Source organism: Candidatus Kuenenia stuttgartiensis (assembly GCF_900232105.1).
Classification (GTDB): Bacteria; Planctomycetota; Brocadiia; order Brocadiales; family Brocadiaceae; genus Kuenenia; species Kuenenia stuttgartiensis_A.
On the sequence record NZ_LT934425.1, the window covers coordinates 1,566,107 to 1,588,537 of the forward strand.

Genomic DNA, 22,431 nt, shown 5'->3' on the forward strand with positions numbered 1-22,431 from the left:
CTGTTCACTTAGTTATGCCTTCGAAATCACTGGCTACCACAAAAACATCACCAATACCAAACGTTTTTAATTTTTGTCCTATATTATTTGCATCACTTCCACTTCTGCATAATCCATACACTGCAGAACCACTTCCAGATAAAAGCACTCCACAAAAATCAAATTTTCTAAATTTCTGTCTAATTTCTTCAAGTTGAGGATAGAGCTTAAAAACGACGTCTTCTAATCGATTGTGCAAATACTTCCCCAGCAGAGTAGCATCGTCTGCCTCTAAGAAACGCAAGGTGAAACTAACATCTTTCAAATTTTTTGTCAAGCCAATTTTGAAATTTTTATATATGGTAGCAGTACTTACCTCAAAGCCCGGATACACTATTACATAATGATATATTACACGGGATGGGAATGGCTGAATAATTTCCCCCCTTCCTCTGCAAACAGCAGTATTCTCGCCTATAAAAAAAGGGACATCGGAACCAAGCCTGCTTGCAAACAACATTAATTTTTCACTATCATACCCAAGCCGCCACATCTTATTTATGCCGATTAAAGTGGCTGCAGCGTCACTACTCCCGCCGCCAAGACCTGCCCCCACCGGTATATTTTTTTCTAAAAATATCTTTACCCCTCTGGAAATACCCGATTCTTTTTGCAACAATCGCACCGCTTTAATAATCAGGTTATTTTCACCCGTTTCAAGTCCTGGATTTGAACAACTGAATTCCAAACCTTCATTATCTTCCAAATAAAGGTAATCGTATAAACACACCTTTTGCATAACGGTTTCGATTTCATGATATCCATCTGGACGTTTCCCTAAAATCTCAAGGAACAAATTGATTTTTGCTGGTGCTGCAATTTTTAATTTCCCCCGATCTTCCCAAAACTTCATGACATGTTTCCCACTGTGATTTTTTTTTCGAAAAAAGATATTTGTGTTTCTCTATAACTTCTAGTATCGTACAACTTTAAAAACGAAGCACCTGGAGGTATCTCCAGCGTTATCTTTCTATGTTGAAACACAACAATTCCTCCCGGACACACAATGTCTTTTTCGAATAATATTGACAAGAGCATCAGCAATTTTTCTCTATAAGAACTGTTGTCGGCGAGGGGGTATGGCGGACAGGCAAAAACAATATCAATCCCGTCGGTATTCTGCTCCAGAAAGGGGATGGTTTTAAGCACATCACATCTTACGGTTACCGACTTGTTAAGCAGTTTTGTTGCGCTGATGTTTTTTTTTATCGACTGGATTGCAAACGTGCCATTCTCCACAAACAAACATGATTTAGCACCCCTGCTTAATGCCTCTATTCCAACAGCCCCCGTACCGGCATATAAATCCAGCACACGACTGTCCGGGATGATCTCCGCCAATATGTTAAACAGTGATTCTTTCACATTATCCGGTATTGGCCTTGTTTTGTTCCCCTTAGGAGAACAAAGCAAAATACCCTTTGCACTTCCCGCAATTACACGCACAATTTTGTATCAGACTCTCTCTTATTATTAATACATTGATAAAAAACAAACGACGACACAAAAACCTTCTGTTTATTCACAACATTGCCCACTTTTAGAAAACCTTTATATGAAATAACTAATGCTTTCAAACCTCAGCCATCCCCGGGCTAACACCATACAACCCCTGATAAATTTACCCCCATAATCACAAACTGATTTTAGAAATTTAAGCATTCAACTATGGCTTAAAATTGTAATATTCTTTAAATACTTTCCGGAAAATATTTATTTTGTTATATCTCCTTCCAAATACGAACAAGCAACCCATGTTGTTTTATAAAAATCTCTAGCGCACAAATGGTACGTATATATTAGTCCCAAGTCAAATACAAATTCCGTATTGACACATTTAATAGTTTTTTGTAATATTCATGCTTATATATCGGATATTTATCAGACATTACCGATACTATTTCACGATAAAAATATCTTCATAAAACTCACAAATAAAACAAATTCTATTTCCGTCCGGAATTTTTAAATAATGGTTTTTATATTCAAGATTACCTCTTAAAATTATTAATTCTCTCTTTTGTTGATTTCACACCAAAAATGCCCTTTTTGGAATCTTATAACTTTTTAAACAAAGAAACAGGAAAAAAATGACCGAAAATATCAGAAAAGATCTCCCTAACCTTCGTGAACGTCTCATTAACATAAAGGACTCTCTTTGATGTAGTAAGCAAAGAAAAGGAGCTAATCGAACTTGAAAACAAACTATCTTTTCCGGGATTTTGGGAAAACAAAGATAAGGCGCAGCAGATTATTAATAAATTAAAAACTCTCAAAGGAATTGTTTTGCCTCTGCAGGAATTACAAAAAACTTACGAAGAGATAGAATTTCTGGTTGACCTTATGGACGAAGAAAGCGATGAAAGAACAACAGCGGAGATAGTTGGGGATATTGCATTATTTACACAAAAACTTGAAAAACTCGAGCTACATACAATGCTTGGCGAAGCCCATGACCATTGCAATGCTTACCTGAGTATTTACGCCGGGGCCGGAGGAACAGAATCATGTGATTGGGTTTCAATGCTTTTTCGTATGTATTCACGCTGGGCAGAAAAAAATGGTCACACACTCTCTCTCATTGATTCACTCGCGGGGGAAGAAGCCGGATTAAAAAGAATTACCGTTCTCATCGAAGGCGAATATGTTTATGGGCATTTAAAATCTGAAATTGGTGTACACCGTTTAGTAAGAATTTCTCCATTTGATTCCAATGCCAGAAGACATACTTCGTTTGCTGCTGTTGATGTACTGCCGGAAATAGAAGAGGAAGAGGAAATAGAAATAAACGACAATGAATTACAGGTAGATACATACCGTTCATCAGGGGCGGGTGGGCAGCATGTAAATAAAACATCTTCTGCGGTTCGTATTACTCATTTGCCTACCGGAATTGTAATAGCATGCCAAAGTGAACGCTCACAGCATCAAAACCGAAGACGAGCAATCAACATGTTAAAAGCAAAGATATATCAAATAAAGGAGAAAGAAAAGGAAAGGGAATTATCTGCAGCCTATGACGAAAAAGGTGAAATCGCCTGGGGAAACCAGATACGATCATATGTATTACAACCGTACTCGCTCGTTAAAGATTTAAGAACTGGCAAGGAAAGTGGTAATACACAGGCAATGTTAGATGGTGAAATAGAGGGGTTTATTGAAGCTTATTTAAAATGGAAAATGGCAAAATCAAATTTATTAACAAAAACGAGGAATTATGACAACGTTAAAACATGACGACCCGGAAGTCTGGAATGCCATACAGGAAGAAGCAAAAAGGCAACAGGAAACAATTGATTTAATCGCATCAGAAAATATATGCAGCCTTGCCGTACAAGAAGCACAAGGCTCTCTCATGACCAACAAATATGCTGAGGGATATGTTAACAAACGATGGTATGCAGGATGTGCGAATGTAGATACCGTAGAGCATTTGGCCGTGCAAAGGGCAAAGCAGATATTTGGCGCTGAACATGCTAATGTACAGCCAAATGCAGGTTCGCAGGCAAATATGGCGGTATGTTTTGCCGTACTAAAGCCGGGAGACCGGGTACTGGGCATGGATCTCTCACATGGCGGACACTTAACTCACGGCTTTAAAAAGAATTTTTCCGGGATGATGTACGAAATATCCCACTATGGTGTAAAAAGAGAAACCGGCTGCATAGATTATGATGAGTTGCGCAACATCGCTCTTGCATTTAAGCCAAAACTCATTATTGCCGGGGCAAGCGCTTATCCGCGAATTATTGACTTTAAAAAATTCAGGGCTGTTGCAGATGAAGTCGGCGCTTATTTTATGGCAGATATCGCGCATATCGCAGGCCTGATTGCGGCAGGCGTTCATCCTTCTCCGGTTCCTTTTGCCGATTTTGTTACCACAACAACCCACAAAACATTACGCGGGCCTAGAGGAGGTCTTATTTTGTGCAAATCCAAATATGCAAAACAGATTGACGCAATGGTGTTTCCCGGAATCCAGGGAGGCCCTTTTATGCATAGTATCGCTGCAAAGGCAGTAGCCTTTAAGGAAGCGATGTCTGAAGAATTTAAAAAATGCCAGCAACAAACAGTTAAAAATGCACAAGCCATGGCCAATGAATTTGTTAAAAAGGGATACGACATAGTTTCCGGCGGTACGGATAATCACTTATTTCTCGTTGATTTACGCAACAAGAATATCACCGGCAAAGAAGCGCAAATACTGCTTGAAACTGTTAATATAGTACTGAACAGAAACACTGTTCCTTATGATGAAAGAGGCGCAAATGAACCGAGCGGTATTCGTATCGGAACGCCGACAATTGCTTCCAGAGGAATGGATGAAAAGGATTCGGTAAAGATTGCGGAATGCATTGACAAAATTTTATCCCGTCCACACAATGACCAGGCAAAAAGGGATGTTAAAAACATAGTAAAAGATTTATGCGCTGCTTATCCATTGCACGAATCAGGTGCTTGCCCGTCTACAAAATAAAGATTAATGTACACATTAGTTTTTATTTACAAACTATCTTATGCAACAGGCTGGATTTAATCCAGCCTGTTTTTATATGCAAATAAAAATGACTCAAAACTTTAGTGCAAAAAATATTACTGTCATTGGAAATGGTGGCTGGGGAACTGCTCTCGCCATTTTATTATACAATAAAGGCAATAAAATCGGTCTTTGGGGACATGACAAGTCTTACACTGATTATTTAAACGAAAAAAGGGAAAACACAAAATATTTAAAAGGCATTATCATCCCACCGGATATTGCTATTACTTCTGAAATTACCGCCACATTAATGGATACGCAATTTATTCTATCCGCGACTCCCACTCCTTATTTGCGTTCAGTGCTGCTTAAATTTAAGGAGGTATTTGTCAATAAAACTCCCATCATTAGTATCACAAAAGGGATCGAAAACGAAACACTCATGCGGCCAAGCGAAATTATCCGCGATGTACTAGGAGACCCGCCGGTATCTTTGCTTTTGGGACCTAGTCATGCAGAAGAGGTTGCCCATGGCTTGCCAACTACTATTGTTGCATCTTCAAATGATTTATCTTTAGCACAAACCGTACAGGAACTTTTTACAACTGATCGGTTTAGGGTTTATACGAATACGGATATAATTGGTGTAGAAATAGGAGCTGCCCTGAAAAATGTGATTGCAATTGCCGCCGGCATATGCGACGGATTAAGTCTGGGAGACACTACAAAAGCGGCGCTAATCACCCGCGGTTTAGCGGAAATAAGCCGTCTTGGCACTGCTATGGGTGCAAAAAAAATAACCTTTTCAGGGCTTTCCGGACTGGGCGATTTAATAACTACCTGTATCAGCCCTTATGGAAGAAACAGATGGGTGGGAGAACAAATCGGCAAAGGAAAGATGTTGGAGGAAATATTACGTGATATGAAGCAAATTGCGGAAGGGGTGTGGACAACTAAATCGGTTATCGAACTTTCAAAGAAATACCGTATTGAAATGCCGATTACCCATGAAATTTATTCCGTGTTGTTCTCTGGGAAAAAACCATTGGAGGCGCTCAACAACCTAATGCTGCGCACCCCAAAATCAGAGATAGAAGAAATTTATTAAAATAAGGCATTAAAATATTTGTAAAAACCCTCCTAACATTTTTAAGACGTTCCATTAACAAAAAAATCCTGGCGATACGCACAGTCCGCCAGGATTTTTTTGATGTATAAAGTTGCTTATCTTCTTCTGGCTAATTGGAAATCTATCGTAGCAGTTTTTCCTGTCTCTACCGTGACCTCTTGTGATAATTCTTTGAGTTTTTCATGCCAGGTCTTCACCGTATATTTTCCGGGAGGAATATTATTGATGGTATAATTCCCTTCCTTGTCAGTCATAGCGAAATAAGGATTTGCCAGTGAAAGAACATAACCCGCCATTTCCGCGTGCACATTGCAAAGAAGTGGTGTTTCTCCCAAAACATCAAATTTCACTTCTTTTATAACGCCCGTTGGGTATGTACCCAGATTAAACTGTAACGCCGCGGTCGGTGGAGAAAAGACATTGTGGCGAACCGCATCACTATTGGGGAAATCCACTACTGTACCCTTTTGCAAAGCCACAACCCTTGGCACATACGTTAGGTTAAGCTGATCAACAACCGCATGTTCAGTCGGTGGTGGGAAATCATTATTGTCGACTTTTTCAAGGAAAACGACGACATTCTCATTTGTCCTTTCCCTTTTACATGTTACTTTCCCTGTAATAGAACCACCGTTCTCAATCTTTGGGATATTTTGAACCACCCTCTTCAATTTTTGTTGCGCTTCTTCCAATTTCTTCAGGGCATCTGCTGCCTCCTCGGCACTTAAAGCTGCTTTTTCTTCTGCATAGAGAGTTTTCAATACATTTGGCATTGATACTGCAAACATCATCGCAAGAATACCAGAAATTAAAATTCTTTTCATAAGCCTTCGCCTTCCTCCATTTGAAAATTTACATAAAATTACACGAGCTAACAAATGTATCAACTTAAGTCAACATTTGTTAGCTCGTTATCACTATCGCTTTATATCTAAAAAATTATGCATCAACCTTTATTAATTCACCATTCAAAAACTTCTTCATGAAATCATTCTCATTGCCGGCAGTGTATCCGGTTTTAACAGGATCCCAAACACCTTTTCCTCCCATGCCACCATTCTCAGCCTTTGTGATCTTTACCAATGTTTCCTTTGGCACGGTATTAATACAATGATTATCCGCTTCGAAACCAAAAATAAACTTCATCCCGATTTTAGCCTTATGGAAAAGGCTATCCAACTGGTGCATTGGCATCGACCAATCTCTTGTAATACTCTGCTGTGAACCGTAGCGGAAGCTGGACTGATAACCGCTCGGAGACAACGCCCTACCATCCGGTCTTGTCTCATGCGCTTGTACCGTTTTGTCGGAAGAAATCCAGGCAGAATGTTTCATCATCGTACAATTATACGGGTATGCAGGGTTGTACTTCGCCCTCAACATAAGCCTAGATACCTTATAAAAAGAATCGTTTGGCTTCCATCCTTCATATGGTCTGTCGGCAGGGTTTGCATCAACATAAACATAGTCTCCGTCCTCAATCCCTAAATCTCTTGCGGCCTGAGGATGAATATGTATTTGATGTTCACCGACACCAGGCATTCTCTTATCCATCCTGTACGGATCTCCGAAGTTATTGTTCCAGATAAAGTTCCAATCCGTAACTGCCCACTGCGAATGCACGGTATGCCTTGATTTTGGAGTCACGCAGTAGAAGTGATACCCTTTTTCCCACAGGAAATTCTTAGTCTTCTTTGTCTCTTCCCATGATTTCTTGATATTCCTGACAGTCCTATCCTCCCAGTATTCAGCATTTTCCGGGATGCCATAGTCATCCGGCCGAATATAAGGATTCGTACTCACAATCGCATTTGGTAAATATGGCGTAGCTTCAGGTCCTTCGCGATGGACAATAAAGTTTTCTCCATATTCAATAATTTCAGGCTCATCATTATAAGCCTGTAGCCTTCCAGTTGGGGTATAAAATGGCAAGCTCTCGTGTACCTGTTCCCAGAATGGATGTCTCGGATATGTCCGGAATAACAGCATCGCCACACCCGGTTCTCCATACTTTCCGTTCAATATATCCTCGCATGTGTATCCCTTCATGGTCGTGCTACCATCGAGCAATCTGTTGATATACACACTCGCTCTTCCTTCAATGGCAAATTTCCAATTGTCTTCAAATCTCTTATCTCTTAGCAATTCACCCAATTTCGACGCCATACCCGCAAGTATTTTCACATCATCTTTTGATTCATACACAGGAGTGATACCCGTTTTCCCCCATATTTGAATAAAAGGATTTGAACAGGAATTGGTGATTTCAAATTCCTGGAATTCAACCCATGAATTTGCCGGAAACGCAAAGTCCGCGTATTCTATCGAACCTGTTATCTCAATATCGGTTGACATAATCTGTTCAATGTTTGGATTAACATTCTTCAACATTTGATAGACATGCTTCGCATTATTGATAAGATTTACGTTGGTAAACCAGAGAACCTTAGTTGGCGAAGGCATGTGCGTTTTTCCGGTAAACACCTTACGCCCATATTTTGGAGTATTCACAATCAAAGGCCTTTCACTGTGATTCCAATAGGCAACTTCTTCATCCAGGGCACGCCCTTTAATATTTAAATCTTTCGCAGATGCATATGGGTCTAAATTTGGTTTAAACACATCTTCCGCTACCCACCCATAAAACCCTGGGCCACTCCATTTAGAAGCCTGAAAGTTGCCAGCTTTATAATTTCCTGCCCACGTATGTGAACCAGACCCAAAGTATCCAACATTGCCCGTTAACATTACCGGTAAATAGTAAGACCTGTTCATCAACGTTGCATGGAAATAGTGATTTACACCTTCCCCGTAATGGATTGCAACAGGTTTTATCGTGGCAATGTCTTTCGCCAGCCTTTCGATCAGATCTTTAGGAGAATTGGTCATGCTAACCACAGAATCAATATCATAATCCCGAAGATGTATCTTATACATTTCGAGCAGCGTCATTACCTCGATTTCTTTTCCATCGATGGTTTTCAACTTAAACGAACCTTCCAAAACAGGATCTATACCTTTTTTAACCAACGTCTCACCAACATCGTCCCGTGTTATAGCTTTTGGACCTTTTGATTTTGCATCCCAGACAACAAAATCTCCGATTATCTCCCTTTGTTCATCCTTCAGACCTTGAATATGATAACTCGGTCCATCGGAAATATCCTGTAATTTGTAATTCGGAATAATATCTTTTGGAGAAACCCTCTTTAAAGTATCAGTCCTTATCAGCAACGGGAAGTCGGTAAACTTCTTTACATAATCGGCATCATACCATTTGTTGTCAATAAGTATTTTTGTAATACCGAGGAACAGCGCAGTATCGGTGTTGTTCCGAATAGGAATCCAGTAATCCGCCTTTTGAGCTGAAGGACTATACTCAGGGGTAATAACAACAATCTTTCCACCCCTCTCCATTACCTCTGTGACCCAATGTGCTTCCGGCATCTTGTTTTCTATTAAGTTCTTTCCTGTTTGGATCAACAACTTTGAAAAGCGGACGTCGTTCATATCAACATCCGAAGTCTGCAGGCCGTGAGAAAAAGGATGTCCTGGAGCCTGGTCACCATGCCATGTATAGTTCGACCAGTTTCTGCCGCCTAATGCCTGGTCAGGACCAACGCCCCGGTTATGTGCATCTACAATGGCAAGGCAATTATTAAACCGATACATTCCATATTTTCCAATTACCCCAAGAAGACCCATGCCACCACGTCCTTTGAATGTACGTGTGCCGGCGCCCTGCATCCTGTCAACCATCTCCTTTGGATACCCCTGGTCAATAAGTTTTTGCGCGCCTTCCGGGCCGCTGTATTTTTTCGTAATATGGATTATGCCCTTTGACGCATAGGTAAAGGCTTCATCCCAAGATGCCCTTAATAATTCATCATTGCCCCTGTTGTCAAACATATACTTCGTCTTGTTCTCCGGCGTCAGTTCCGGAAAACCGTCATCCGCCCATCGCTTCCACCCTTTTCGAATCAAAGGGTATCTAAGCCGGTATGGACCGTAAACTCGCCTATGAAACGTGTACCCCTTTAAACACATCCTCGGATTCCAGTTCCTTGTCGCCTTGTTTCCATACAAATCGCTATAATTCTGGTGGTCATAGTTTTGTTCAACCCTCATCATTACATTGTTTCTAACAAATGCTCGTATTCTGCATGCATGTGTGTCATTCGGAGAACAACAATAAGTAAATGTACGGTCATACTGATACTGATCTCTGTATACACTTTCCCATCTTCGGTCGGGATAGGTATCTAAAGGATTATCTACCACGACTGCAGGCTTTAGCAACCTGAACGCCATTGCATTCTTAGCAAGCGTCAGGGTCGCTCCGGTTGCACCGGCTACCTGTAGGAAAGCCCTCCTAGTTAGCTTCATAATTTCCTACTCCTTTCTAAAAAACATTTAATAGTAATACAAAAGTTATATAATGTGATGAGAAATCGCTTTTCTCGATTTATACATTTCAACACATCGGTCACAAGCTCCATCTTCCGCTGACCAGTTGGGAAAGTCCTGCCTTATATCTTGAACCGTTTCTATGTCTTCTTCAAGATTTTCGACCCATTTGTATGTCCTAAACTGGCACAAGGGGCAAAGAGCGCCTGGCAAAAGAATTTTTTTCTTCTGTCTTAGATTTTCAGGAATTTTGTCATCAGATAATCTCAGAACTTTATTAACATCATCTGCCAATTCCAATATCTTTCCGTGTGTGAGGTTTTCATCATTCCAGAGTACATCAAAAATCGCCTTTTTTTCCTCTTCAGAGAACCCCATATAGAGGGCAGAAAATTCTTCAAATCTGCTTTCCCTACTACCAATAGTCTCTTTGCCATCCTTCAATATGCGGCTATCTACATAAATATCCCAAAAAGTGCTGTATCGCTCCGTTACAATGCACTGTTCCATAGGATTTCCCCCCAGAAACTCACTTCTATAACCAAACGCATCGCTTAACATATCAAGTATGTGCATTATTTCGTGCCGCAAAAATTTCTCCAGAAAAATATGATCACGAAAACGCTCCGCCAAAAGCTTTACTTTCATCCTTTTTTTTGCATTTTTCCGATTCAAATCACTTACAAGGTCAGACCCTTCATCATGCTTGCTTTTTGCTTTCACTATTACTGCACCAGCCATTAAGTCCTCTAACTCTTTAAATTCATCAAGCGCCTTTTCCACCAGCGCAACAAATCCTAGCTTGTGAAAGAAATCCCACTCCACTTTTCTGAACTGTATTGGTCGTTCTTCAAGAGAAAAATCCTCGTATATAGGATCAACCCGAAGATGATATTCCTCTGAAAGCTTTGTATCCCCTTGTTCTTCCTTCGCCCTAATCGCAGTGAATACAACCTCTTCAATCAAACCGGGGTCAAACTCAAGCTTCATCATCAATTATCTCCCATCTCGTCAACAGAAGAAGCGCACGATAAACATTCATCAGGAGCCCCTGCTACAACATCCTGATTTAGATCTGACTCTGTGAATGTTTCGGTCTGAACGCCCAACAAGTCCATTTCTAACTTTATAAACTCCTTCATTACTTCAGAAATGGCAAAATAAAAACCGTCTATAGATTTTCTCCCGAAAAGAAGGGCAAAAAGAGGTATCCATTTACCTGCATGTTCTTTTAAAAATTTTTTCTGAGCATCCAGGCAAATTTCAGCCTCTTCATTTCCATGATTTTCTATTGCATACGCTTGTTTATAAAGAAGAAATTGCAGAAACTCTAATTCCACGCTGATATGATCACAGCGTTCTTTTTCTTCTTCAGAAATATCCAGACCAAACGCACGGTAAAACCCTTGTATGTCCGCTAAATCCTGCACCTGCTGAAACACATGAGCAGCACCATATTGACCCTCATACAGAGGACAATCCTTCGATATGGTATGCCCAACTATGCGATTATATATCCGTTGTAATTTTTCTATGTCCGCTGTACTATAGAACTCCTGTACATTTTTTAAAGATTCCAACATCGCCGTCAAACTATCACCTTCCGTGTAACATCCTTTGATCTTATCCACAAGTTCATTAAAATCCTCGCCCTCTAAAACGGAAAGTTTTTTTTCTTCAGGAAATAGATAGCATGTTGACAATACCTGATACAAAGCACTTCTCGCCAGCAAATTCCCGACTTCTGCAACTTGGTCAGTTTCCTGTAGATCACTATTATTCACAACCATAAAATACCTCAAAATTAAATCGAGTTATAATGCTTATCGGGTCTAATGTGTATCGGTTCTTCCACCGTAGTTCGTACCACTTCCTTGCCATCTTCGCCAAATCCAATTACCGTGTCATTATACATCGTAAATTTTTTACCGTGGATCTCCGTCTCAAACACCTTCGGGCCTTCTTCGATCTTATATTCATACACAATTGTCTGAGTCATCCTGAACAATGACATTACCGCTAGCAATTCCCTTGAAGGCACCATAAACTTTTCAATTGCCTCATCCACACCTGGCCCAAACATCTGTCTTAAATATGCCCTTGGAGCCCATCTTGGAGGAATATAATAAATGTTAGGTTCCGTGCCAAACTGTGGATACAGTGGCAGTGCTATCTTTTGATGTCTTATTAACCATGTAATCGGATTTTTCGGGTTGTCGTCAAGGAATCCCTGTAAACGTATTTGCCCAACACAAGCAGACATACATCTCGTTTCCATCGGACGTCCGTCCGTCAGTGAATCACGACCCTCAATTCTCGGATAACAGGCAATACACTTTTCACTAACCCTGGTCAAACCCCTATACATCGGCTTCTTATAAGGACACTGCTCCACACACTTCCTGTAGCCACGGCACCGTTTTTGGTCTATCAGCACAATCCCATCTTCTTTTCTTTTGTAAATAGCCTTTCTGGGACAGGCCGCCAAACATCCGGGATAAGTACAATGATTACATATCCTCTGAAGGTAAAAAAACCAGCGGCTATGCTCCGGCAACGTTGAATATTCTCCCGGCTGATTGCTGCTCTTCGCTGTATCTTCTCCAAAATTCGGCGACCGCCACTCCTTGTCTTCCGGAATATACCCCACTGCCCACTGGTTAATATTCTTCTTTTTTGCCACCTCGAAAATGGTATCCCCCTCATAGGTGCCATAAGGCGCTCCTGTACCATATTGCGAGGTCTCTTTGTCTTTATCATCTGTGTACCAAATGTTATCAGGACTATCAATCAACTTGAGCGTCTTAACATCCCATGATTGCGGAAATCCACCGTAAGGTTTTGTCTCGACGTTATTCCACCACATGAACTCCTGCCCTTTATTAAAAGTCCAGGTACTTTTACATGCCATGGTGCATGTTTGACATGCAATACACCTGTTAATATTAAACACGGCAGCAAATTGATGTTTCGGCCTGGATTCAAAATAGGGATACTCCATACGTCTCCCTAAATGCCAGTTATGTACAAGTGTCATCTTCTAACTCTCCTTTCGATCAACAACACAAATCTAACATTTTTAAAATTTATTTATTGCCATGCAATTCTTTCCAACGACAGCGGGTGCCATTGTATAGAAATGTTTTTTTGCCCGTTTCTATCTTCTCTATCACCATTCCACACTGCCATATTGAAGTAAGTGCTTTCCCCCGGCACAAACTGAACATCCAGAGGATCTCCCGTATTTAACGACCGGCAAAACACCACAGTCCATTTCTTGTTTTCAAATTTACTGCACCCATCCACGTCCTGATGATCCTGTGACGTTAATGTACCAAAACCTTCAGCATTTAAATCTTCAACGGCTCTACCCCGAGGCAAAGAAAGCAAATTATGAGCAGCATACCCACCTGACAATTCAGCAGCACTCTGTATCACTCCTTTATGATAATTTACACTGTGCGGGTTAGTACTGAAATCATCGTGCATGTTAGGATATCTCGCCGGACATTCCTCTATGCCACCAGTAGCTAGCAAATCTGCTTCCCAGTCAGCCTTCCAATGCCACAAATTTACAGGCTTTTGCCTATCGCCCATTCTAGGGCTGAATGGCTCTTCCGGACTTATCGTAATCTTCCCCAAGGGAAACATTAGTGCAGCCCCATCTCTAAACTCTTGAGTTGCGATAGCCTGTTTATTATCGGTGGCATCGTCCCATATCACCTGGAAATAAATCGTAATTCCATCGTGAATAGCCTTTATCTCTGCAGAATTCACCGAGCCCCCTCCGTTGGGAAACGCCTTATCTTGCTTTTGTAATTTAACCTGTACCCCTTCGGCATTTTTAAACGCACCTTCCAAAGCACCAACGGTGATATGCGCGGGGACATCAATTTGCATATATTTCACGTTCAAAACTTCTTTTGCCGGCGTAAGCTCTTCTTCCGCCACGCCTTTTACCCCTTCCGCTTCCTCCGCGATACATAGCGCAACGCTCAAAAACAAACATCCCAGGAGGGCTACACTACTACTCCCCAATAAGCGATAAAATTTTTTCATCCCTCTCCTCCCTTAAATTTTTACAGACAATTAGAATTTGTCACAAAATGAATGCCATAATTTAAAATTGACTTCCTTAAAATTATGAATACTTACTTTCCTTCTTACCAACCTCCTTCCCGAAACACTACCCAAAAAAATACTCAGACAGTGCAAAATTTGTAAGTTTTATTCCATTATATTTCTAATTTTTTGGTTTTTAGAGAAAAATCGACGAATTCTTTACTCACAAGAAGACAAACTTGTCTGAAATATTTAATGCAACACTTAACAACAATGCAACTAATTTGAGAGCGCTATTGTAATAGGTATATACCTGTTTTTGTTAGCATAATACATTCTTACAACTCAAATCAAGGAAATGTTTTATTACAGACGCATCCCAACTACCGACCAGGACCATGGCTGCCTGGCTGATCAAATAGCCAATCCCTGTTTTTTTTATGACAAGCAAAACATGTTTTTTCTATAAGGTCAGCAAAAGCCTTTAACGTTTCCTCCTGACTCCCCTCCATTGCCATCTTTCTCACATTCAATGCTTTATAGACTATTCCACTTTGGAACAAAGCAAATTCCTCTCTAAGTTTTGTTATTTTTCCGGCGTCTTTAGGGTCAATACCCGCGCGTTCAAACCATTCGTTCTTTTTAGGATCAAACGGAAAGAAGAACTCACTTATTTTGTAACTTTGATCTACTACAGCGCCAGCCTCATTTGCCACATATTTCAAATTATTTTCCAGAATACCCGATAACATATTAGTCAGACGTTTTTCAATATCCTTCATCAACTCCTGCGTTGGCTCAATAACCCCTTCATGTTCAGCAGCTTTTCCGCTTGAACCCATAGCCTTGTGAGTAAACATGCTATTCCCAATACCTAACATAATTAATGCCAACACGCCAAAAACAACATATTTCATTTTTATCATACCCATAAAATCCCACACCTTTCTTCGTAATTTTCACTAACAGAGAACTTTGCGCAAAAAAACCTTTCCTTAAACCAAAGCTAGAACTGCGCAAACTTCATTCCCTTTAAAAGATGTTCGCTTGACAACAAATAAAAACAAATTGTTACTCATTTAATTACGCCATTATACAACATTACAAAACTACCCTTTTTTATACTGTCAATAAATGGACACCGTATCATAGTATTTCTATTTTGAAATCTATAATTCAAAAATGCAAACGAATGTCGCTTTCATATTTTGTATTTAGCATTTCGGATTTCGCAATTAAATATTAGGGCGTATTTTAGCCTATCGGCATCTGTATCAAAAAACGCTAGTAACGCATTGCCTGAACAGAACTAAAAGGAGCAACATGTGAAATGTTTTGTCTATTGTTATGGAAGGAAATCAACTGCGGCTGTACGAGGCTATGCCAGAAAAATTAGTGCGAATGGGATAAATCTTTTCCCATATATTGAGATTTTACCTCATTCACTATTTCTTCCGTAATTTCCTTATAGCCTTTCTCATTGGCATATTTCTCTATTCTTTTCCTCACTATACCCCTGATAAAAGAAGGAATACGTTCGGTTTGTTCACGCGCCACATTCGTCCAAATTAAAGGCAGGCATTCCGTGGAAGAATCTTTTTCCTCATCCTCCCCCAAACCGGCTAAAACAGTTTTCAGTGTACGATCCTTTGCATCGCCAACAGTTTTTTCCGATACCTCAACAGAACGTACTGTGGGATCTGCAACTGATGCTATGTTGCCTCCGGTTAACATAATATTGCACGGTGCAAGTCTTAGCAAGTTTTCGGCTGTACTACCGATGTCTAAGCCATTTGTATTATGAATCCCTGTTTTTCCTACAACCAGCAGCGAAGGCTGTCCTTTTTTCAAGTACCGCAACACCTGGTCAAATGGTTTTCCGTCCAATAAGATGGAAGATATTGCTACGCCCTCTTTTTTTGCGATACAACATGCGTTATCAAGATGGCTTTGATAAATCTTAGCAAGTCCTTTATCTATTATTTCCTCATGAAGAGTTTCTTGTTCCTTAAATCTGAAAATTTTTCCGGCTTCTTCAGAAAGTACTTTTGCTATACTTTCAAATGCCACGCGGTGATAATGAGGATCGTATATCGATATCGCATCGATCTTTAAATGAAATGACCTTGAAAAAGAAACTGCCGACTTAATCCCTTCTAACGATTGCATACTACCATCGACCGCAACAACAAGACGCTCCCCCAACTCTCTTTTCTTTACCACGAGAACATCTGTTTTTAAGCGCCTTACAACACGTTCGCAAACACTTCCAATAAGATTTTCATTGACAGAAGCAAGCCCTAGTGCCCCTATGATTACCAAATCATAACCACCGCGTCTTGCTTCCTTGATTATTTCACAATAATTTTTACCTTCCAGCAAAATGTCTTCATGTTCAACATTTGCGCTTCTGCATTTCTTCTTGAAGACATCAAGGTACGACTCTGAAATCATCTTCAAACCCTGGTTAATTAGTGACGTATGTAATTCGCGCTGTCTTTGCAACTCTTTTTCATCCTGGTACTTTTCCGGCAATCCTTCCTCCATGTCACGAAAGCGCCTCTGGTGCAATGACGCGTCATAAACATGGCAACCTACCAGAAGTGAGCCGTATTTTAACGAGATCGCAATGCCTATATCGATACAATAATCAGAGTATATTGAATTATCTATCGGTATTAATATCTTTTTATACATAACTCTATTTCTTTAAATACAAATTAAAAAAAATTCTCTGCGATTTAAACAGATTCGCTTTTCAACTTCTTCCACTCACTGATTGCGCCGCCAGCCAAAGCCACAGTGATTACCGCAATAAATAACCATCGAAATGCAGTTTTCAAATCAGCGGTCTTTCCTCCCTCAACAACAGATTCTTTCTCGGCTGCAGCAATTTTTATTGTTTTTTCAACAGAAAGCCCCTTAATAAAACCTGCCAGTTCTTTAATTCTGTTCTCGGTAAAGACATTTCCCCACGGCGGACAAAGATTGGATTTTCCAATGGAAGCCGTTCCACTGGTAATTGATTTGATTAAATCCGATTCCGGCCTCGTCGCCATGTACGCCGCATCCGTAAAATTTCTTGGCTTAGGGTTCAAGTCTATCGTGTAAAAGGTACCCCGACCATCGCCGTTTTTTCCGTGACACGGCGAACAATAATACTCAAATGAAGCTTTTGCCGAAATCAAAAACTCTGTTTCCCTTGCAGAGGTTATCAATTCCTTCGCAAAACAGACACCGCCCGTCAAAAATAAAACAAACACCGGAATGATAAAAACTCTCCCTTTTAAAAACAAAAAATGATTCATTGTTAATTTCCCTCTTTTCCCTTGACGTGATCAATCAAGAATCCAACCAACGACTTGATTTCCTGATCAGATAAAGCATAATTAGGTTCTATTGCCCTCGGATTCACCAATATCGGATTTTTCAAGTGATGAAACATATATGCAGGCTGCAACCGATCGCCAACGGTGCCCAGATTTGGCCCTACAACACCGCCACCCTTAGTTCCTTCTGCGTGACAGGCATTGCACCCTTTATCGTAAAACAAGTTCTTCCCTGCCTCAACTACCTCCTGAGATGGCTTTTCATTGTCAAAAATTCCCGAAGGAAGCTTCTTGTTTGTAAGATATTTTTCCATAAATTCAGTAGCAAAAGTGGCATCTTCTCCCGTCAAGTTAAATTTTGGCATCTGCTGGCTCAGAGGCCGTATAATATCAGGTGCCTTTAAAAATTCATTTTCCCAATCCATTTTCATCTTTGTTCCAGCTTCTGTAAGATTGGGAGCATAAGTACCCCCTTTTTTCTGAATGGTGTGGCAGGTTAAACATCTAATTTCATACAAAACCTTCTCAAATCCTTCAAGTTTTTCCCTATTTCTCTCAACAACCGGCATTAACTCACTCAAGCCTTTTATATCGTGACAAACGAAACAACGCGATCTTTCAACAACCTCTTTTCCTTTTGATATAAGGGCGCTGTCACCTTTAATTGTACTGTATTCAGCATTAGTCAAAAACTTTGTTTCTTCGATAGTTTTCGGAGTGCCACCATCCTGTCCGTCTTCACCTTCGTCTTCGTATTCCTCTTCAGGCATAAACTGAGTGTCACGCATAACATACTCAACCAGTCCTCGTATTTCTTCATCTGAAAATCTGAACTGCGCCATCAGTGTATCAGGAAAATGCATCTTTGTATTTGCAAGCCAGTCATACAACCAATCCCTGTTAACCTTTGTAACAATACTTCCTAAATCAGGCCCGACGCCAACGTTTCCACCAAGACCTTTAACCGGATGACAAATGGTACAACGCGCACGACCCCAAACCCCTTTTCCCATCTGAAATATTTGGTCCATTTTATCATATTCTTCGTCTGTCATATCGTCTTCGCGTTTTAACAAATATTCATCCCATTTAACCTTTGAAAGCCCATCATCTGCAATGCTCCCCAAATAAACAATCACCGCTTTAATCTCGTCAAACTCAAGACCCAGGTCAGGCATCTTTGCATTTGATATGACCTCCTTTGGGTTGGCGATCCATCTAGATATCCATTCAATGTTTGCCTTATGCGTAACATTAGCAAGTATAGGCCCGTTTTTTACTCTTTTATATGGATCCTCAAGTTCAAACGGAAGAATAGACCATCCTTCAGGTATTTGGTATTTTTTATCTATTTCCAAAAACATTGGTTCAATACTTCTTTCTTGCGCCAAAGCTATACCAATACCAACAAACAATGCAAAGCACAACAGTATCGCCGACACAATTAATCTGTCACAAAATCCTGATATTAATTTTAACTGCATAAAAGCTCCTTGATATTATTGATCCTCTTCTTCTGACTTAGGCGGAAACCTTCTTAATCGAGCAAGGAACCAAAGCTCTACACTCGCTCCCATAACAACAGCAACTAATACATAGACAAATACCGTTTTAGGCATTGGTTTTTCAAGTAAGATATAATACCATGATGATACCGATTTTTGACTGCCCGCATCACCATTAGAACCATCCCACACTGCAAAGGCAATTGGTATCAGCTTACCTATCTCAAATTGTATATCCTTCTTCCCGTCCTCTGTCTTTAAAGGCCGTTTAAATACTACCTTCCACCGACCATTATCATGCAATCCTTCCCCCATGACATCCTGATTTTCCGGCGACTGTATAGAAATTTTCTTAAATCCCTTAGCATTTAGCTCTACGATCTCGCCTGGTTCATTTGCAGGCATTTCTGCTATTGAACCAAAACCTTCTTTCCAACAGGCCTTCCATTGCCACAGGTTGACCACCCCGCCGGAATCACCCATTCCAAAATAAGGTTTTTTTAGCGATTCGGGTATTTTTACGGGAAATTGCAACGAAACGGCATCCCTGAAAATATCCTCCTGCAGGTTTGTACGATCATCCCATTCTACGAGAAAAGCAATCTCTCTATCATTGTATAGCCCCCGAATCATCATAGAATCGATCGCAGGCTCCCACAACCGTGGATGTGCAACGATCTGCCCTGCTAATGGAATCTCCAGAGGCGCTGCTAATCCCCAAACTTCATCTGCAGGATGGTCAGGCAATTCACCTTCTTCCAAAAGCTTTACCTTTACAACAACATCAGAAGCCATTTTCTTTGACAGACTTTCCACATAGTGGGCCAAACTCCACCGTTCCTCATCACTAAGCGTTTCTTTATAAGAACCCATCGGAGTCTCGTTAAATCCGGTAGAAATCGTCCGATAAATATCACCAGCCGTGCTCCCCCCTTTATAGTTCCACGATTGCGTCAAATCCCTCGCACGATAAGGCATGCCCCACTGCGTTTGCAAAGCAACCGTGAGCGGCCCATTACCCCGCCCTTCTTCCCCGTGACAATTAAAACATTTCACTTGTTTAAATAGTTCTCGGCCTTTATCAATACTCTCCTGGGTAGCAACTGCGCTTTCGACACTCAACACTGCAGGAGCTGTTTCTTTCTTAAATTGTTCATTAAACGTCTTTATATAATAAATTACCTGCCATCTTTCCGCTTCGCTGATAGTACTCCAGAACGGCATCGCCGTTCCCTCTATACCGCTCGTTATGATACGAAAAAGATCTTCATCCGTCGGCACAGAACCAAATGGCGTGGACCTTACCTTAAACTCATTACGGGTAAAGTTCCGCGGTCTGGGAAACATAGTTCTGGAAGATGGTCCATCACCGGTACCGGTTATACCGTGACAATACCAGCATCTTTTTTCGTAAACCTTTTTTCCTTCTGCTACCGCATTCTGGTCTTCCGGTAATTTTTGAGGCGTCTCACGTTTGTACGTTCTGAAAAAGTGAGAGGCTTGCGCCTCAACCATATCCGCTTTGCAAAAAGCCACAATACCAAAAGCAATCAAGCTAAAATTAATTACTTTACTTTTAAACAGTTTTATCATTGTAGTCATTAGCTCTTCATTAAAATTAACATTAATTTCAAATTTTTAAATACCGACAAAGCTGGACGCCGCCAGACAAGGTTCTCTTATTCTGCTTTTTCTCTTTGCCGCGGCATCACACCTGCCGTATCGTATTCTCCCATGATAATCTTCCACATTTGCTCATCTTCCAAATCACCTTCCCATGCAGGCATTGCAGAGTCCCACGGTGTGGATTCTGAGGGGAGACCAGGACCTCCCTCCTTAATTCTCCAGAAAAGATAGTTGTCAACCACCGTTGCAATTGTACCAGGGTCCTGGAAATTAATTGGCCTCAGGCGAAAAGAATTCGCAAACGGCCCGTTGCCGTCGGCCTTTGAGCCATGGCATGGGCGGCAATACGCCTGAAAAAGCACCTTCCCTTCCTCAACACATCGCCTTTGAGTATCCGCATCTTTTCCTCTAAATGGATTTTCAAGCTTCTCATATTTTTGCGGCAGGGTAGGGTGCTGAATTCTTAATTCAACGGGTGAAGCTGCTCCAGGCAGAGAATAAGAATAAACAAACCAACCTACAACAAGCGGAAAGGCCATAAGAAATATTTTCTGCAAAAACATCTTAAGGAAGGCCCCTTTACCCGGCAATAAAAACCCTAAAAAATCGGCAAATTTCTGATTACTTGTCGTAGCGTAAACCAAACCTGCCAAAATCCCCATAATCAAGTACCATGTCATCAGCGTACTTGGAGTCGGCATAGGATGCCCTTTATCCATTAATACCTGAAAAACCCACGGAGATACATATTTCAAGAATAAAAATAAAAATACGACTGCCGCAACAACCCAAAACATTAAATACGGACTTCGCTTATTCCCCATTAATAAACACTCCTAACGTTAACCATCGCCCTAACCATCTCAACCAAGACCTACTTTAAACTTCTCAAATATTCGATTACTGCATAAAACTGGCGCACACTTAACAACTCACCTATATTTCCAGGCATAATAGAGACTTCCTGCTTCTTCATATCTTCAATCTCATCTTTCGGAATAACCACCTCTTCCACAGAACCGCTTTCTTCCAGTATCAACGTAAGTTCTTCTTCAGTATCGCTTTTTATTAGTCCGTTGTAAGGGATACCATCTGCTGTTATTACAAAGACCGTCTCATAGCCCTTTACGATAACAGCGCTTGGCTCCAAGATAGACTCAACAAAATACTGTGGAGTCTGAATTGCGCCAATGCCTGTGAGTTCTGGCCCTACTTTTTGACCCTTGCCGTTTACCATATGACATTTGCCACAAGTAACATCAAGCGATTCATCAAAAAATACCTGTTCCCCCTCTTCCGCGGTAACTGCCAAAGGTGGAACCCAAGGCTTCACCTTTGTCTTAGAAGCTTCCGGTATTTTATCCTTAAACTTCATAATGGCATCTAAATCCGGCTCCCCCCCCAGGGATTGCAAATAGGCCAGAACAGCAAGTATTTTCTCACGCGACAACATGATCGGGGGATCATACACCCTCGGCATAATCTTATCGAACCCCTCCACCACGTATTTTTCCGGGTCAATTATCGATTCTACTAAATACTCTAAACCACTGGACAAACCAAGCTCTTTCGCCCTTTCCTCCGCCCTCTCTGCCAATCCTTCCTGATCAGGCCCTCTTGTAGCACTGCCGCTGGAACCTATTTTGTGGCATGTACTACACTGCCCGTCGCCCCAGAAAATTTGCTCTCCGGCTTCAGCAGAAACACCGGTTGCTGTCCCCCCCCCGCCCGTACCAGACAAACCAGTAACATAGACGGTGATATACATGTAAAACCCTATGACAGCAACTCCAAATGCAACAATTTTTAACATCGTCTTATTCATAAGCCTTCTTTTGCCTTCTTCTTACCACC

Annotated in this window: 18 protein-coding genes; 3 read left to right on the forward strand and 15 right to left on the reverse strand. The window is 40.9% G+C overall.

All coding sequences use genetic code 11. The features are described from left to right. Positions 1 to 4: 4 nt before the first annotated feature. Both ispE and rsmD read right to left on the reverse strand, forming a co-directional pair. Positions 5 to 892, reverse strand: coding sequence for a 4-(cytidine 5'-diphospho)-2-C-methyl-D-erythritol kinase (gene ispE / locus KSMBR1_RS07175; RefSeq protein ID WP_099324702.1), 888 nt, complete (start codon positions 890 to 892; stop codon positions 5 to 7). Further along, the gene (rsmD, locus tag KSMBR1_RS07180) at positions 889 to 1,485 is read right to left on the reverse strand and encodes a 16S rRNA (guanine(966)-N(2))-methyltransferase RsmD (protein ID WP_157820437.1); all 597 of its coding nucleotides are present in this window, start codon (positions 1,483 to 1,485) and stop codon (positions 889 to 891) included. The genes ispE and rsmD overlap by 4 nt, the downstream gene beginning before the upstream one ends. A gap of 644 nt (positions 1,486 to 2,129) precedes the next feature. Here rsmD and prfB point away from each other — a divergent pair. The 3 genes from prfB (at position 2,130) to KSMBR1_RS07195 (ending at position 5,627) form a co-directional block, all read left to right on the forward strand. Beyond that, positions 2,130 to 3,276, forward strand: a protein-coding gene (prfB, locus tag KSMBR1_RS07185; protein WP_099324704.1) for a peptide chain release factor 2 whose coding sequence is annotated in 2 segments (ribosomal slippage) — positions 2,130 to 2,198 and positions 2,200 to 3,276 — 1,146 coding nt in all. Because the reading frame shifts where the segments join, the coding sequence is not laid out codon by codon here. Further along, on the forward strand, positions 3,257 to 4,516 hold the full coding sequence (locus KSMBR1_RS07190) for a serine hydroxymethyltransferase (protein WP_099324705.1): 1,260 nt from the start codon (positions 3,257 to 3,259) through the stop codon (positions 4,514 to 4,516). The genes prfB and KSMBR1_RS07190 overlap by 20 nt, the downstream gene beginning before the upstream one ends. An 88-nt stretch (positions 4,517 to 4,604) precedes the next feature. Continuing rightward, positions 4,605 to 5,627 carry an NAD(P)H-dependent glycerol-3-phosphate dehydrogenase gene (locus KSMBR1_RS07195; protein ID WP_099327002.1) on the forward strand — a complete coding sequence of 341 codons (1,023 nt, stop codon included), beginning with the start codon at positions 4,605 to 4,607 and terminating at the stop codon, positions 5,625 to 5,627. A gap of 116 nt (positions 5,628 to 5,743) precedes the next feature. Here the strand turns inward: KSMBR1_RS07195 and KSMBR1_RS07200 are convergent, their stop codons facing one another. From KSMBR1_RS07200 to KSMBR1_RS07260, 13 genes are all read right to left on the reverse strand, one after another. Continuing rightward, entirely contained in the window at positions 5,744 to 6,472 is a 729-nt protein-coding gene (locus KSMBR1_RS07200) for a carboxypeptidase regulatory-like domain-containing protein (protein WP_099324706.1), read from the reverse strand. A gap of 115 nt (positions 6,473 to 6,587) precedes the next feature. Continuing rightward, positions 6,588 to 10,034, reverse strand: a complete 3,447-nt coding sequence (locus KSMBR1_RS07205) for a molybdopterin-dependent oxidoreductase (RefSeq protein ID WP_099324707.1) — start codon at positions 10,032 to 10,034, stop codon at positions 6,588 to 6,590. Positions 10,035 to 10,079: 45 nt separating this feature from the next. Further along, entirely contained in the window at positions 10,080 to 11,048 is a 969-nt protein-coding gene (locus KSMBR1_RS07210) for a hypothetical protein (protein WP_099324708.1), read from the reverse strand. Beyond that, entirely contained in the window at positions 11,048 to 11,839 is a 792-nt protein-coding gene (locus tag KSMBR1_RS07215; protein WP_157820438.1) for a TorD/DmsD family molecular chaperone, read from the reverse strand. Before KSMBR1_RS07215 ends, KSMBR1_RS07210 begins: the two co-directional genes overlap by 1 nt. 20 nt (positions 11,840 to 11,859) lie before the next feature. After that, positions 11,860 to 13,092, reverse strand: a complete 1,233-nt coding sequence (locus KSMBR1_RS07220) for a 4Fe-4S dicluster domain-containing protein (protein WP_099324710.1) — start codon at positions 13,090 to 13,092, stop codon at positions 11,860 to 11,862. 53 nt (positions 13,093 to 13,145) lie between these two features. Beyond that, the gene (locus tag KSMBR1_RS07225; protein WP_099324711.1) at positions 13,146 to 14,114 is read right to left on the reverse strand and encodes an ethylbenzene dehydrogenase-related protein; all 969 of its coding nucleotides are present in this window, start codon (positions 14,112 to 14,114) and stop codon (positions 13,146 to 13,148) included. A gap of 386 nt (positions 14,115 to 14,500) precedes the next feature. Continuing rightward, positions 14,501 to 15,049, reverse strand: a complete 549-nt coding sequence (locus tag KSMBR1_RS07230; RefSeq protein WP_099324712.1) for a cytochrome c — start codon at positions 15,047 to 15,049, stop codon at positions 14,501 to 14,503. A 460-nt stretch (positions 15,050 to 15,509) separates the two neighbouring features. Continuing rightward, a complete protein-coding gene (locus tag KSMBR1_RS07235; protein WP_099324713.1) occupies positions 15,510 to 16,814 on the reverse strand; it encodes a universal stress protein in 1,305 nt (434 codons plus the stop codon). 44 nt (positions 16,815 to 16,858) lie between these two features. Then, positions 16,859 to 17,425 carry a c-type cytochrome gene (locus KSMBR1_RS07240; protein ID WP_099324714.1) on the reverse strand — a complete coding sequence of 189 codons (567 nt, stop codon included), beginning with the start codon at positions 17,423 to 17,425 and terminating at the stop codon, positions 16,859 to 16,861. Between the two features lie 2 nt (positions 17,426 to 17,427). Further along, positions 17,428 to 18,930: a c-type cytochrome gene (locus KSMBR1_RS07245; protein WP_099324715.1), complete on the reverse strand. Its 1,503-nt coding sequence runs from the start codon at positions 18,928 to 18,930 to the stop codon at positions 17,428 to 17,430. 15 nt (positions 18,931 to 18,945) lie between these two features. Next, a complete protein-coding gene (locus tag KSMBR1_RS07250) occupies positions 18,946 to 20,553 on the reverse strand; it encodes an ethylbenzene dehydrogenase-related protein (RefSeq protein ID WP_099324716.1) in 1,608 nt (535 codons plus the stop codon). A gap of 77 nt (positions 20,554 to 20,630) precedes the next feature. Beyond that, positions 20,631 to 21,278 (reverse strand): c-type cytochrome, encoded by a 648-nt coding sequence (locus KSMBR1_RS07255; RefSeq protein ID WP_157820439.1) that lies wholly within the window; start codon positions 21,276 to 21,278, stop codon positions 20,631 to 20,633. Between the two features lie 173 nt (positions 21,279 to 21,451). Continuing rightward, positions 21,452 to 22,402, reverse strand: a complete 951-nt coding sequence (locus KSMBR1_RS07260) for a c-type cytochrome (protein WP_099324718.1) — start codon at positions 22,400 to 22,402, stop codon at positions 21,452 to 21,454. Positions 22,403 to 22,431 lie beyond the last annotated feature (29 nt).

Bases quoted from the DNA above. Each gene is read 5' to 3' on its own strand.
- KSMBR1_RS07255 (WP_157820439.1), bottom strand. From the start codon at position 21,278: ATGCCGACTCCAAGTACGCTGATGACATGGTACTTGATTATGGGGATT.
- KSMBR1_RS07205 (WP_099324707.1), bottom strand. From the start codon at position 10,034: ATGAAGCTAACTAGGAGGGCTTTCCTACAGGTAGCCGGTGCAACCGGA.
- KSMBR1_RS07200 (WP_099324706.1), bottom strand. From the start codon at position 6,472: ATGAAAAGAATTTTAATTTCTGGTATTCTTGCGATGATGTTTGCAGTA.
- KSMBR1_RS07250 (WP_099324716.1), bottom strand. From the start codon at position 20,553: ATGACTACAATGATAAAACTGTTTAAAAGTAAAGTAATTAATTTTAGC.
- ispE (WP_099324702.1), bottom strand. From the start codon at position 892: ATGAAGTTTTGGGAAGATCGGGGGAAATTAAAAATTGCAGCACCAGCA.
- KSMBR1_RS07260 (WP_099324718.1), bottom strand. From the start codon at position 22,402: ATGAATAAGACGATGTTAAAAATTGTTGCATTTGGAGTTGCTGTCATA.
- KSMBR1_RS07235 (WP_099324713.1), bottom strand. From the start codon at position 16,814: ATGTATAAAAAGATATTAATACCGATAGATAATTCAATATACTCTGAT.
- KSMBR1_RS07210 (WP_099324708.1), bottom strand. From the start codon at position 11,048: ATGATGAAGCTTGAGTTTGACCCCGGTTTGATTGAAGAGGTTGTATTC.
- KSMBR1_RS07195 (WP_099327002.1), top strand. From the start codon at position 4,605: ATGACTCAAAACTTTAGTGCAAAAAATATTACTGTCATTGGAAATGGT.
- KSMBR1_RS07225 (WP_099324711.1), bottom strand. From the start codon at position 14,114: ATGAAAAAATTTTATCGCTTATTGGGGAGTAGTAGTGTAGCCCTCCTG.
- KSMBR1_RS07240 (WP_099324714.1), bottom strand. From the start codon at position 17,425: ATGAATCATTTTTTGTTTTTAAAAGGGAGAGTTTTTATCATTCCGGTG.
- KSMBR1_RS07190 (WP_099324705.1), top strand. From the start codon at position 3,257: ATGACAACGTTAAAACATGACGACCCGGAAGTCTGGAATGCCATACAG.
- KSMBR1_RS07230 (WP_099324712.1), bottom strand. From the start codon at position 15,049: ATGGGTATGATAAAAATGAAATATGTTGTTTTTGGCGTGTTGGCATTA.
- KSMBR1_RS07245 (WP_099324715.1), bottom strand. From the start codon at position 18,930: ATGCAGTTAAAATTAATATCAGGATTTTGTGACAGATTAATTGTGTCG.
- KSMBR1_RS07220 (WP_099324710.1), bottom strand. From the start codon at position 13,092: ATGACACTTGTACATAACTGGCATTTAGGGAGACGTATGGAGTATCCC.